The following is a 12567-nucleotide window of genomic DNA, read 5'->3' as shown; positions in this document are numbered from 1 at the left end:
ATCGGTAGGCTTGACCCCGTACGGCACCCCGAATCGAGCAGAAGCGGCAACGAACACGATGACCGACCCTCCCGTCCAGCAGGAAGTACTCATCATCACCGGCATGTCGGGAGCGGGCAGGTCGACGGTGGGCAACGCCCTCGAAGACCTCGGCTGGTACGTCGTCGACAACCTCCCGCCACAGATGCTCCGCCCGCTCGTCGAGCTCGTCGAACGGGCCGGCTCGAACCTGCCCAAGATCGCCGCCGTCGTCGATGTTCGCGGCGGCGCGCTGTTTCGCGACCTCGACGAGATCATCCGCTCCCTGCGCAACGGCACCCAGCTCCGAGTGCTCTTCCTCGAGGCGACGGATGCCGCGCTCGTGCGCCGGTTCGAGCAGGTACGGCGCCCGCATCCGCTCCAGGAGGACGGCACGATCCTCGACGGGATCACCGCGGAGCGCGAGAAGATGCTTGACCTGCGGGAGGCGAGCGACCTCATCATCGACACCTCCGACCTGAACATCCACCAGCTGTCGACCACGATCGTCGAGGCCTTCACCGGGGTCGACACACCCGGGCTGCAGGTGACGCTTTTGAGTTTCGGCTTCAAGTACGGACTCCCGACCGACGCGGACCTCGTCGCCGACATGCGCTTCCTGCCCAATCCGTTCTGGATCCCGGAGCTTCGTTCGTTCACCGGCCTCGACCGCCAGGTGAGCGACTACGTGCTCGCGCAAGAAGGAGCGGGCCAGTTCGTGACAGACTATGCCGCGGCCATCACTCCGGTGCTCGCCGGCTATCAGCGCGAGAACAAGAGACACGCTACGATCGCCATTGGATGCACCGGGGGGAAGCACCGATCGGTCGCCGTCGCGGAAGAGTTTGCCACGCGACTTCGAGGCCTTCCCGGTGTGGCCGTGAGCGTCAAGCACCGCGACCTCGGTCGCGAGTGAATCTCACCCGGATAACCGGGTCGCCGGCGTACGGCCGACACGAACAGCAAAGGATTTCCCCACCGTGGCTCTAACCGCCGACGTCAAAGACGAACTGGCTCGCATCGAGGTCGCCAAGACGACCGTTCGCGCCGCCGAACTCGCCACCATCCTGCGCTTCTCGGGCGGGCTCCACCTCATCTCGGGGCGCATCGCGGTCGAATCCGAGCTCGACACCGCCCAGCTCGCGAAGCGCGTGCGCAAGGACCTCGCCGAGCTGTACGGCGTGCGCAGCGAGATCTCCGTGATGTCCGCCTCCGGCCTGCGCCGCACGAGCCACTACCTCGTGCGCGTGCTCGACGGCGGGGAGACGCTCGCCCGGCAGACGGGGCTTCTCGACGCGCGACGCCGCCCCATCCGCGGCCTCCCCAACCGGCTCACGACCGGAAGCCGCGAGGAGATCGCCGCCGTGTGGCGTGGCGCGTTCCTCGCCCACGGCTCGCTCACCGACCCCGGCCGCTCCGCGGCGCTCGAGATCACCTGCCCCGGCAACGAATCGGCCCTCGCCCTCGTCGGCGCCGCCGGCCGTCTCAAGGTGCAGGCGAAGGCCCGCGAAGTGCGCGGCGTGCACCGCGTCGTCATCCGCGACGCCGACGCGATCAGCGCGATGCTCGTGCACATGGGCGCGCACGCCACCGTGCTGCACTGGGAGGAGCTGCGCCAGCGCCGGGAGGTGCGCGCGACCGCGAACCGGCTGGTGAACTTCGACGACGCGAACCTGCGTCGCTCCGCGCAGGCCGCCGTCGCCGCCTGCGCCCGGGTCGAACGGGCACTGGAGATCCTTGACGGCAATGTGCCGGACCACCTGAAGTATGCGGGGGAGCTGCGCCTGAACTTCCGCGACTCCAGCCTCGACGAGCTCGGACACCACGCGGACCCGCCGATGACGAAGGATGCCGTCGCCGGACGCATCCGCCGGCTCCTCGCGATGGCCGACAAGCGCGCCGTCGACCTCGGTATTCCGGGCACGGATGCGAACCTGCCGCCCGACTACGACGACGAGTGACGCGCACGGCGTAATCCGGAAGCGCGCCCAACGCACGATAACTAGACTGGATTGGTCACCCGGGTCACGCGGTTTCCGCACCGGGAAAAATCTAAGCTAGGAGACAAACGAATGGCTGATTACACACTTCCCGAACTGCCGTACGACTACGCCGCACTCGAGCCGAGCATCAGCGGCACGATCATGGAGCTCCACCACGGCAAGCACCACCAGGCGTACGTGACCGGGGCGAACACCGCGCTCGCCCAGCTGGCCGAGGCTCGCGACAGCGGCAACCTCGCCAATGTGAACAAGCTCGAGAAGGACCTCGCGTTCAATCTCGGCGGGCACGTCAACCACTCCGTGTTCTGGACCAACCTCTCGCCCGACGGCGGCGACAAGCCCACCGGCGAGCTCGCGTCGGCGCTCGACGACAACTTCGGCTCCTTCGACAAGTTCACGGCGCACTTCACCGCTGCCGCGCTCGGCGTGCAGGGGTCCGGTTGGGCCGCACTCGTCTGGGACTCCATCGGCGAGCGGCTCATCATCCAGCAGTTCTTCGACCAGCAGAGCAATTTCGCCGCCGGCACCGTCCCCGTGCTCCTGCTAGACGTCTGGGAGCACGCGTACTACCTCGATTACCGCAACGTGCGCGCGGACTACGTGAAGGCGTTCTGGAACATCGCGAACTGGGCGAACGTGCAGAAGCGCTTCGAAACGGCCCGCGAGAAGACGAACGGCCTGCTGCTACTGTCGTAGCGGTGAAGTGCCCGGGACTTCCCGGGCACCCCACCGTCGCCGCTTTTATTCACTCTTCTTCTCCCCATCACCAAGCGCAAGAACCGCGCCAGAACACCAGGAGTCCACTTGACTGTCAAGATCGGTATCAACGGCTTCGGCCGCATCGGCCGCAACTACTTCCGCGCCGCCCTCGCCAAGGGGAGCGACGTCGAGATCGTCGCGGTCAACGACCTCACCGACAACAAGGCGCTGGCGCACCTGCTCAAGTACGACTCCATCAACGGGCGCCTCGACGCGACGGTCGAGCTCGACGGCGACAAGATCATCGTCAACGGCAAGCCCATCCTCGTGTTCGCCGAGCGCGACCCCGCGAACCTCCCGTGGGGCGAGCTCGGAGTCGACATCGTCATCGAGTCGACCGGCTTCTTCACCAAGGCCGCCGACGCCGGCAAGCACATCACCGCCGGAGCCAAGAAGGTTCTCGTCTCCGCCCCCGCGACCGGCGACAACGTCGCCACGATCGTGCTCGGCGTGAACGAGGACATCTACGACCCGACCGTTCACGACATCATCTCCAACGCATCCTGCACGACGAACTGCCTCGCGCCGCTCGCGAAGGTGCTGCTGGACAACTTCGGCATCGAGCGCGGTCTCATGACCACGGTCCACGCCTACACCGCCGACCAGAACCTGCAGGACGGCCCGCACAGCGACCTGCGCCGCGCCCGCGCCGCCGCCCTCAACATCATCCCGACGTCGACCGGTGCCGCCAAGGCCCTCGGCCTCGTCATCCCCGCCCTCGTCGGCAAGCTCGACGGCTACGCGCTCCGCGTTCCCGTGCCCACCGGCTCGATCACCGACCTCACGGTCGAGGTCTCCGGAACGGTCACGGTCGAGCAGGTGAACGCCGCCTACAAGGCCGCCGCCGAGGGCCCGCTCAAGGGAATCCTGAAGTACACCGAGGACCCGATCGTGTCGAGCGACATCGTCGGCGACCCGCACTCCTCGATCTTCGACGCCGGACTCACCAAGGTGCTCGGAAGCCAGGTCAAGGTGGCCTCGTGGTATGACAACGAGTGGGGCTACTCGAACCGCCTCGTCGACCTCACCGAGTACGTCGCGGCCAAGCTCTAGCAACGCGAGGGCAGAGGAATGACGCTCCGCACGATCGATTCCCTTGGACCGCTGGCCGGCAAGAAGGTCATCGTCCGCTGTGATCTGAACGTTCCGTTGAAGGACGGTCAGATCACGGACGACGGGCGGATCCGTGCTTCCCTACCTACCCTGGGCGCGCTGGTGGCCGCCGGGGCGCGAGTCATCGTGATCTCGCACCTCGGCCGGCCCGACGGCACGCCCGACCCGAAGTACAGCCTCGCCCCGGTCGCCCAGCGGCTGGGCGAGCTGCTCGGGCAGCGCGTCGCCTTCGCCGCCGACACCATCGGCAGCTCAGCCGCCGAGGTGGCCGGCGCGCTGGCCGACGGCGAGGTCGCGCTACTCGAGAACCTCAGGTTCGACGAGCGCGAGACCTCGAAGTCCGACGGCGACCGCCGCGAGTTCGCGGCGCAGCTGGCCTTGCTCGGCGATGCCTTCGTCTCCGACGGCTTCGGCGTCGTGCACCGCAAGCAGGCGAGCGTCTACGAGCTCGCCGAGCTCCTTCCCAGCTCTGCCGGCACTCTCATCGCCACCGAGCTCGCGGTGCTCGAGGGGCTCACCGCGACCCCGACCCGGCCGTACACGGTCGTTCTCGGCGGCTCCAAGGTCTCCGACAAGCTCGGGGTCATCGCACACCTCCTCCCGCGCGTCGACTCGCTGCTCATCGGCGGCGGCATGCTCTTCACCTTCCTCGCGGCCCTCGGCCACAAAGTCGGCGGCAGCCTGCTCGAAACGGACCAGCTCGACATCGTGCGCGGCTACCTCGACGAGGCGAAGCGCCTCGGCGTCGAGATCGTGCTGCCCACCGACATCGTCGTGGCGTCGAAATTCGGGACGGACGCCGAGCACGTCATCGCGCCGGCGGACGGTATCGAGAACACGCCCTTCGGCGCATCCGGACTCGGACTCGACATCGGTCCCGACACCGCGGGACGATTCGCCGAGGTCATCCGCGCCTCGAAGACGGTGTTCTGGAACGGCCCGATGGGCGTCTTCGAGCTCGCGCCGTTCGCGGCGGGGACGAGAACCGTCGCCGAGGCCCTCACCGAGATCGACGGGCTGTCTGTTGTGGGCGGCGGCGACTCGGCTGCGGCGGTGCGCGTGCTCGGCTTCACTGACGAACAATTTGGACACATTTCAACGGGTGGCGGCGCGAGCCTCGAGTTTCTCGAGGGCAAGCGTCTCCCAGGACTGGAGATTCTCGGATGGCAAGCATGACCACGAACGGGCGCGTTCCACTGATCGCGGGCAACTGGAAGCTCAACCTCGATCACCTGCAGTCGATCGCCTTCGTGCAGAAGCTCGCCTGGAGCCTGAAGGACGCGAGGCTCGACTTCAACGACGTCGAGGTCGCGGTGTTCCCGCCGTACACCGACCTCCGCTCGGTGCAGACCCTCATCTCGGCCGACAAGCTCCCGCTCAAGTTCGGTGCGCAGGACCTGTCCGAGCACGACTCCGGCGCCTACACGGGCGAGATCTCCGGCCAGTTCCTGCGGGCCCTCGACTGCAGCTACGTCATCATCGGGCACTCCGAGCGACGAACTCTGCACAACGAGACCGACGCCGTCGTCGCCGCGAAGACCGCCGCGGCCCTCCGCCACGGACTCGTTCCGGTCATCTGCGTCGGCGAGACCGCCGAGGACCTCGAGACCCACGGCCCGAGCGCCGTGCCCGTGTCGCAGCTCAAGGTGGCGCTCGCGACAGTGCCGCAGGGTGCCGACATCGTCGTCGCCTACGAGCCCGTCTGGGCGATCGGATCCGGCCAGGCCGCGACCCCCGAGCAGGCCGAGCAGGTGTGCGCCGCGCTGCGGGCCGTCGTGGCCGAGAATATCGGACAGGATGCCGCCGACGCGACTCGCGTCCTCTACGGTGGCTCGGTCAAGTCGGGCAACATCGCCGGATTCATGCGCCAGCCCAACGTCGATGGGGCCCTCGTGGGTGGGGCGAGCCTCGACATCACCGAATTTTCTAGCATTGCTCGCTTTCAGAAGCATGTCGGCGTCTGACCTGCCGTTATACTGAACAACGGTTTACCGCCGCATTGAAAGGCTTTTTTCGTGGAAATTCTCCAGGTCATCCTGCAGGTCCTGCTCGGCATTACGAGCCTCCTGTTGACCTTGCTCATCCTCCTGCACCGCGGTCGTGGTGGGGGGTTGTCCGACATGTTCGGCGGTGGAGTGACCTCGAACCTTGGCGCATCCGGCGTCGCGGAGCGTAACCTGAATCGAATAACGGTGTTCCTCGGGCTTCTCTGGATCACCTGCATCATCGTTCTCGGTCTCATCACCAAGTTCAGCGGAAGTTAGGACACACCATGGCATCAGGTGGAAGTGCAATTCGCGGTTCGCGCGTCGGCTCCGGACCGATGGGCGAACAGGATCGCGGCTATCAGACGGAGCGCATCGCCGTCTCCTACTGGGACGCGATCGGCAACCAGACCGTCCGCTATTTCGCGGCGAACCTTCCCGATGCCGAAATCCCCGAGCTGATCGACTCGCCGCAGTCCGGCCTCCCCGCCGGCCGCGACAAGGAGAACCCGCCGAGCCTCGTCAAGCTCGAGCCGTATAAGACCCACCTCGCCTACGTCAAGGAACGACGCACAGAGGAAGAGGCGACAGAGCTCCTCAACGAGGCCCTCGAGCAGCTCCGCGCCCGGCGCGGACGCGTCGCCACGAACTAGGGCTGGTAGTCCCGGCTGATCAGCTCCGCCGGCACCTCGGCGGCAGCCGCGCTGTCGACGAAGAACACGGTGCGCCGACGTCCGCGCACGCCCGCGGCGGGAACCTCGAACGGTGCCGCGCCGGCGAGGGCGAGGCCGAGCGCCGAGGCCTTGTCCGCGCCGGAGAGCGCGAGCCAGATCCGGTCGGAGCCGTTGATCGCCGGGAAGGTCAGGCTCAGCCGCTCCGGCGGGGGCTTGGGCGCGTTTCGCACCGCGATCACCGAGCGGTCGGTGACCCTGACCCCATCCGACTCCGGGAAGAGCGACGCGATATGCCCGTCGGGCCCGACGCCGAGGAAGGTGATGTCGAACACCGGCGAGTCGGCACCCTCGAAGGCACAGGCTCTCAGCTCGGCGGCGTGGGCGTCGGCGGCGGCATCGAGGTCCGCGTTCTCGCCCGGCGCCGGGAACGGGTGGATGTGACCGGGGGAGAGCGCCACGTGGTCGAGCAGCGCCTCGCGCGCCTGCCGCTCGTTGCGGTCGGCATGGTCGTGCGCGACCCAGCGCTCGTCGCCCCACCAGACGTGCACGCGCGCCCACTCGACCTGGTCGCGGGCATCCGACTCGTTGACTGCCGTGAGGATGCCGATGCCGGCGCCTCCGCCGGTCAGCACGATGTGCACCTCTGGCTTTTCCTCGAGCAGGTCGATCATCTTCGTGATGAACCGTGCGGCGACGGCGCCCGCGAGAGCGGGCAGGTCATGGTGGACGAGCACCCGGCGTTCACTGGTCATCGGGAGCGCGCCTCGGCGTTGTCGGGGGCGTCGACCGTCTCGAGCAACCCCCTCGTGATCACTTCACCGTACAGGTCGTCCGGGCCGAGGCGACGAAGCTCCTCCGCGAGGCACTCGCGCATGCTGCGGCGGGGCAGAGAGATGTCGTGCACCGGCTGGTTCGGTTGCACCAGGGTGACGATGTTCACATGCGAGCGGGACAGTTCGATCGTTCCGGAGGCGCGGTCGAGCTTGACGCCGTGGATGCCGCTGGATCCGGGGATCGACGGGGTCACCTCGTGCAGTACGGGAAGCTGCAGCTGCAGCTCCAGCCAGGCGGCGATGAGCGTCGTCGAGGGGGAGTCCGCCGCACCGTGCACCTCGGCCGCGATGATCGGCTCGTACGGCGGCTGGTCGAGCACTGCGGCGAGCTGCGCGCGCCACAGTGTGAGCCTCGTCCAGGCGAAGTCGGTGTCTCCGGGGGAGTAGGTGCGGGCGAGGTGCTCCAGGAAGCCCCGCGGGTCGCTCTGCGCCGCAGCATCCGTGATCCGGCGCTGTGCAATGCGCCCGAGCGGTGAGGCGGATGCGACCTCGGGCGCCTCGCCCGGCCACCACGCGACCACGGGGGCATCAGGCAGCAGCAGCCCCGTCACGAGGCCTTCCTCATCCTGCGCCATGTCACCGTAGGCCTTGAGCACGATGACCTCGCTGGCCCCGGCGTCTCCGCCGACCCGGATCTGCGCGTCGAGGCGCGTCGCATCCTTCGCCGGGGAGTCGGCCGCCGCGGTGGAGATCACGATGACGCGCATCGGATGCTCGCGGGACGCGTCGTTCGCGGCCTCGATCGCCTCCTCCTCGTGGCCGAGGGAGGTGGAGATGACCAGGGTCAGCACGCGCCCAAGAGCGACGGCGCCGCCCTCCTCGCGGATCTTCACGAGCGTCTTCGAGATGCGGCTCGTCGTGGTGTCGGGCAGGTCGACGATCATGGGCGTCTCCAGGTTCGGCCGTCCCTCGCGAGGAGGTCGTCGGCGGATGTGGGGCCCCAGGTTCCGGGCCGATACTGTTCGGGCTGGCCCTGCGTCGCCCAGAACTCCTCGATCGGGTCGAGAATCTTCCAGCTCAGCTCCACCTCCTGGTGGCGCGGGAACAGGGGAGGGTCGCCGAGAAGCACATCGAGGATGAGTCGCTCGTACGCCTCGGGGCTCGCCTCGGTGAAGGCATGGCCGTAGCCGAAGTCCATCGTGACGTCGCGCACCTGCATGACCGCTCCCGGGACCTTCGAGCCGAAGCGGATCGTGACTCCCTCGTCGGGCTGCACGCGGATGACGAGGGCGTTCTGGCCGAGGGCCGAGGTCTGGCTCTCGGCGAACAGCTGCTGGGGTGCACGCTTGAACACGACAGCGATTTCGGTCACCCTCCTGCCCAGTCGCTTACCGGCCCGCAGGTAGAACGGCACGCCGGCCCATCTCCTGGTCCCAATGTCGAGCCGCATCGCCGCGAAGGTCTCGGTCGTCGACTCGGGGTTCATGCCCTCCTCATCGAGGAAGCCGAGCACCTTCTCTCCGCCCTGCCAGCCGCCGGAATACTGGCCGCGCGCGGTGCCCGTCGCCAGATCCTTCGGCAGCCGAACGGCCGACAGTACCTTCTCCTTCTCGGCGCGCAGGTCAGCCGCGTCGAACGAAATCGGCTCCTCCATTGCGGTCAGGGCGAGCAGCTGGAGCAGGTGGTTCTGGATGACGTCGCGGGCGGCGCCGATGCCGTCGTAGTACCCCGCTCGTCCGCCGACACCGATGTCCTCGGCCATCGTGATCTGCACGTGGTCGACGTGGTTCGCGTTCCAGATCGGTTCGTAGAGCTGGTTCGCGAAGCGCAGCGCGAGGATGTTCTGCACCGTCTCCTTGCCCAGGTAGTGGTCGATGCGGAACACCGAGTCGGGAGGGAAGACCGACTCGACAACCTCGTTGAGCTCGCGCGCTGTCTTCAGGTCGCTGCCGAACGGCTTCTCGATGACGACGCGACGCCACTGGCCGTCCTTCTGCTCCGCGAGGCCGGACCGGCGCAGCTGCTCGGTCACCTCGGGGAACGACTTCGGCGGGATCGACAGGTAGAACGCGTGGTTGCCCATCGTTCCCCGGTGCACGTCGAGCTCTTCAACGGTGTCCTTGAGCCTCGCGAAGGCCGCGTCATCGTCGAACTCGCCCTGCACGAAGCGGATGCCCTGCGCGAGCTGCTTCCACACGTCGTCGTCGAAAGGCGTGCGGGCGTACTGTTTGACCGCGTCGTGCACGACGTTCTCGAAGTCCTGCGTTTCCCAGTCGCGCCGCGCGAACCCCACCAGGGCGAAGCCGGGTGGCAGCAGTCCGCGGTTGGCGAGGTCGTAGACCGCGGGCATGAGCTTCTTGCGTGACAGGTCTCCCGTCACACCGAAGATGATGAGCCCACTCGGGCCGGCGATGCGGCTGAGTCGGCGATCGGTGGCCAATCGCAGCGGATTGAACTCCGGGGTGATCTCCACCGGGCGCATGCGGCTCCTTGTTCTCTGTCGTGTGTTCGCGTCAGCGCAGGGCGCTCATGAGCGCCCGCACCGTGTTCGCGGGGTCGTGAAGGGTGAGGGTGAGCACCGGTCGACCGTGCTCGGCGAGCACGCTCGCGTCGCCCGCCGCTTGCGCCTGGATGAGCTGCCCGAAGCTGAACGGTCGCCCGGGGATCTCGACGTCGAGCAGCTCCACGGCGGTGATCTGCAGGAACACTCCGACGGCGGGCCCGCCCTTGTGGAACTGGCCCGTCGAGTGCAGGAAGCGCGGCCCCCAGCCGAAGGTGACGGGCCTGCCGGCACGCCGGGCGAGGATCGAGCGGAGCTGCGCGAGCTCGCGGAACGAAATCCTGTTGGCGTAGGCCTGGATCGACAGGTATCCGTCGGGGCCGAGCTGCGCGAGGAGCCGGTCGACGGCCGTGCGCAGCGAGTCGACGCCGTCGACGGTGTCACCGGTGCCGCGCACCTCGATCTCGCCGTCGACGAACGCTGGGGCCGAGGGCTGCGGTCGCGCGTCGAGAAGCCCGCGGGTGGCGATCTTCGCCGACTCGACGTCGGGCTGGTCGAATGGGTTGATGCCCAGCAGCCGTCCGGCGACCGCGGTCGCGTACTCCCAGACGAGGAGCTGCGCCCCGAGGGTGCCGCTGATCTCGATCTCGCCCTCGATGACCTCCTCGGTGGCGCGCCTGTCGTGCACGAGGCGCACGATTTGCAGGTCCGGGAGTCCGGCGGAGATTTCGGGCGAGTCGACGCCGAGGACGACGGGGAGGATGCCTGTGCCGCGCTTGCCCGTCGATTCGGCGATGAGCTGCTCCGCCCAGTCTCCGAAGCCGACGATGTAGGTGCCGTCGGCGACGATCCCGAGCTTGTCCTTCAGCGGACTCGTTCCGGCGATCGCCGCGCCCAGCACGAGCCCCGGGTTGTCGGCGGTGTCGAGGGCGAGTTGCAGGCTGACCGATTCGGCATCGTCGAGCAGGTGTTGGATGTCGACTCCGGCGAGCCCGCACGGAACCAGTCCGAACGCGGTGAGCGCAGAGAATCGGCCGCCGACGTTGGGGTCGGCGTTGAACACGCGGTAGCCGTCGGCCCGCGCCGACACGTCGAGCGGCGAGCCCGGGTCTGTGACGATGATGATCCGGTCGACGGGGTCTATGCCGTGCTCGCGGAACGCCTGCTCATAGACGCGCTTCTGGCTGTCGGTCTCGACCGTCGAGCCCGACTTCGACGAGATCACCAGGGCGGTCGTCGCGATGCGGTCGTGCAGCGCCGAGAACACCTGCCCCGGGTCGGTCGTGTCGAGCAGGGTCAGCTCGACGCCAGCGGTGCGGGCGATGACCTCGGGCGCGAGCGAGGATCCGCCCATCCCTCCGAGCACTATGTGGTCGACACCGTTCGAGCGAAGCAGGTCACGCAGCGCGATGATCTCCGGCACCAGTGCCTCGGAGTTCGCGACGGCCTCGACCCAGCCGAGACGCCGGGACGCCTCGTCCTCGGCCTCGGCGCCCCACAGGCTCGAATCCTGTGTCGTGATCCCGGAGGCGACCCCTTCGATCACGAGCTGCGGCACCAGGCGGGCGACCGCGTCTGCGGCAGCCCCGGTGACGGCGATGTCAAAGGTCACTTGGCTGCCTCGAGGGCTGCGGTCACCGTGTCGAGAAGTTCGTTCCAGGACACCTGGAACTTCTCGACGCCCTCTCGCTCGAGAAGCTGGGTGACCTCGTCGTAGGAGATCCCGAGCGAGTCGAGCGCGTCGAGAACGCCGTTCGCGGAGTCGTAGTTGCCGGTCACGGCGTCACCGGCAATCTCGGCGTGGTCGAAGGTCGCATCGAGGGTCTTCTCCGGCATGGTGTTGACGGTGTCGGCGACGGCGAGCTCAGTGACGTACAGGGTATCGGGGAGGTTCGGGTCCTTGACGCCCGTCGAGGCCCACAGCGGACGCTGCTTGTTCGCCCCGGCTGCGAGCAGGCCGGACGCGCGCTCGGTCGCGAAGGACTGCTCGAACACCTGGTAGGCCAGCCGCGCGTTCGCGACCCCCGCCTTGCTCTTGAGCGCGGTGGCCTCGCCGGTGCCGATGGCCTCGAGCCGCTTGTCGATCTCGGTGTCGACTCGCGACACGAAGAACGAGGCGACCGAGTGGATGCTGGAGAGGTCGTGGCCCGCCGCTTTCGCCTTCTCGAGACCGGTGAGGTAGGCGTTGATGACGTCGCGGTAGCGCTCGAGGCTGAAGATCAGGGTCACGTTGACGCTGATCCCCTCGCCGATCGTGTTCGCGATGGCTTCGAGTCCCTCGACGGTGGCGGGGATCTTGATCATCACGTTCGGGCGGTCGACCTTCGCCCAGAGCCGCACGGCCTCCTCGAACGTGCCGGCCGCGTCGTGGGCGAGGTCGGGCTCGACCTCGATCGACACTCGGCCGTCGAATCCGGCGGTGGAGTCGAAGACGGGGCGGAAGATGTCGCAGGCGTCGGCGACGTCGGCTGTGGTGATCTCGAAGACCGCGTCGGTCACGCTCGTTCCGCTGGCGGCGAGCTCGGCGATCTGGGCGTCGTACGCCTCGCCCTTGGCAAGCGCGCTGGCGAAGATCGTCGGATTCGTGGTGATGCCGACGACGTTCTTCTCGGCGATGAGCTTCTGCAGGCCTCCCGAGTTGATCCGCTCGCGCGAGAGGTCGTCGAGCCAGATGCTCACGCCGGTGGCGGACAGTGCTGCGGTGGGGGAAAGGGTTACGGTCATGGCGATCTTCCTTCGGTT

Annotated in this window: 13 protein-coding genes; 8 read left to right on the top strand and 5 right to left on the bottom strand. The window is 67.8% G+C overall.

Features of this window, described 5'->3' with window-relative positions; genetic code table 11:
- Positions 1–58: 58 nt before the first annotated feature.
- From rapZ to ABIB15_RS03485, 8 genes are all read left to right on the top strand, one after another.
- Positions 59–934 carry an RNase adapter RapZ gene (rapZ, locus tag ABIB15_RS03520; protein ID WP_354475304.1) on the top strand — a complete coding sequence of 292 codons (876 nt, stop codon included), beginning with the start codon at positions 59–61 and terminating at the stop codon, positions 932–934.
- Positions 935–998: 64 nt separating this feature from the next.
- Positions 999–1979 (top strand): DNA-binding protein WhiA, encoded by a 981-nt coding sequence (gene whiA / locus ABIB15_RS03515; RefSeq protein ID WP_354475302.1) that lies wholly within the window; start codon positions 999–1001, stop codon positions 1977–1979.
- A gap of 111 nt (positions 1980–2090) precedes the next feature.
- On the top strand, positions 2091–2717 hold the full coding sequence (locus ABIB15_RS03510; protein ID WP_354475301.1) for a superoxide dismutase: 627 nt from the start codon (positions 2091–2093) through the stop codon (positions 2715–2717).
- A gap of 108 nt (positions 2718–2825) precedes the next feature.
- A complete protein-coding gene (gap, locus tag ABIB15_RS03505; RefSeq protein WP_354475300.1) occupies positions 2826–3833 on the top strand; it encodes a type I glyceraldehyde-3-phosphate dehydrogenase in 1008 nt (335 codons plus the stop codon).
- Positions 3834–3851: 18 nt separating this feature from the next.
- Entirely contained in the window at positions 3852–5069 is a 1218-nt protein-coding gene (locus tag ABIB15_RS03500; RefSeq protein ID WP_354475299.1) for a phosphoglycerate kinase, read from the top strand.
- The gene (tpiA, locus tag ABIB15_RS03495; protein WP_502908906.1) at positions 5066–5857 is read left to right on the top strand and encodes a triose-phosphate isomerase; all 792 of its coding nucleotides are present in this window, start codon (positions 5066–5068) and stop codon (positions 5855–5857) included. Before ABIB15_RS03500 ends, tpiA begins: the two co-directional genes overlap by 4 nt.
- 51 nt (positions 5858–5908) lie before the next feature.
- Positions 5909–6157 (top strand): preprotein translocase subunit SecG, encoded by a 249-nt coding sequence (gene secG, locus ABIB15_RS03490; protein WP_161886413.1) that lies wholly within the window; start codon positions 5909–5911, stop codon positions 6155–6157.
- An 8-nt stretch (positions 6158–6165) separates the two neighbouring features.
- Positions 6166–6531 (top strand): RNA polymerase-binding protein RbpA, encoded by a 366-nt coding sequence (locus ABIB15_RS03485; RefSeq protein ID WP_354475297.1) that lies wholly within the window; start codon positions 6166–6168, stop codon positions 6529–6531.
- Here the strand turns inward: ABIB15_RS03485 and pgl are convergent.
- Genes pgl through tal form a run of 5 tightly spaced genes read right to left on the bottom strand, consistent with a single transcriptional unit; the run spans position 6528 to position 12549 of the window.
- Positions 6528–7304 (bottom strand): 6-phosphogluconolactonase, encoded by a 777-nt coding sequence (pgl, locus tag ABIB15_RS03480; protein WP_354475296.1) that lies wholly within the window; start codon positions 7302–7304, stop codon positions 6528–6530. The genes ABIB15_RS03485 and pgl overlap by 4 nt on opposite strands.
- Complete coding sequence (locus ABIB15_RS03475) at positions 7301–8269, bottom strand: glucose-6-phosphate dehydrogenase assembly protein OpcA (protein WP_354475295.1); 969 nt, start codon at positions 8267–8269, stop codon at positions 7301–7303. Before ABIB15_RS03475 ends, pgl begins: the two co-directional genes overlap by 4 nt.
- Complete coding sequence (gene zwf / locus ABIB15_RS03470) at positions 8266–9807, bottom strand: glucose-6-phosphate dehydrogenase (RefSeq protein ID WP_354475294.1); 1542 nt, start codon at positions 9805–9807, stop codon at positions 8266–8268. The genes ABIB15_RS03475 and zwf overlap by 4 nt, the downstream gene beginning before the upstream one ends.
- Before the next feature lie 31 nt (positions 9808–9838).
- Positions 9839–11437, bottom strand: a complete 1599-nt coding sequence (locus tag ABIB15_RS03465) for a glucose-6-phosphate isomerase (protein WP_354475293.1) — start codon at positions 11435–11437, stop codon at positions 9839–9841.
- Positions 11434–12549, bottom strand: a complete 1116-nt coding sequence (tal, locus tag ABIB15_RS03460) for a transaldolase (protein ID WP_354475292.1) — start codon at positions 12547–12549, stop codon at positions 11434–11436. Before tal ends, ABIB15_RS03465 begins: the two co-directional genes overlap by 4 nt.
- Positions 12550–12567 lie beyond the last annotated feature (18 nt).

This window comes from Marisediminicola sp. UYEF4, from assembly GCF_040546025.1.
GTDB lineage: Bacteria > Actinomycetota > Actinomycetes > Actinomycetales > Microbacteriaceae > Marisediminicola.
Note: the sequence above shows the minus strand (reverse complement) of the source record. Positions and strands in the feature narration are given on the sequence as shown.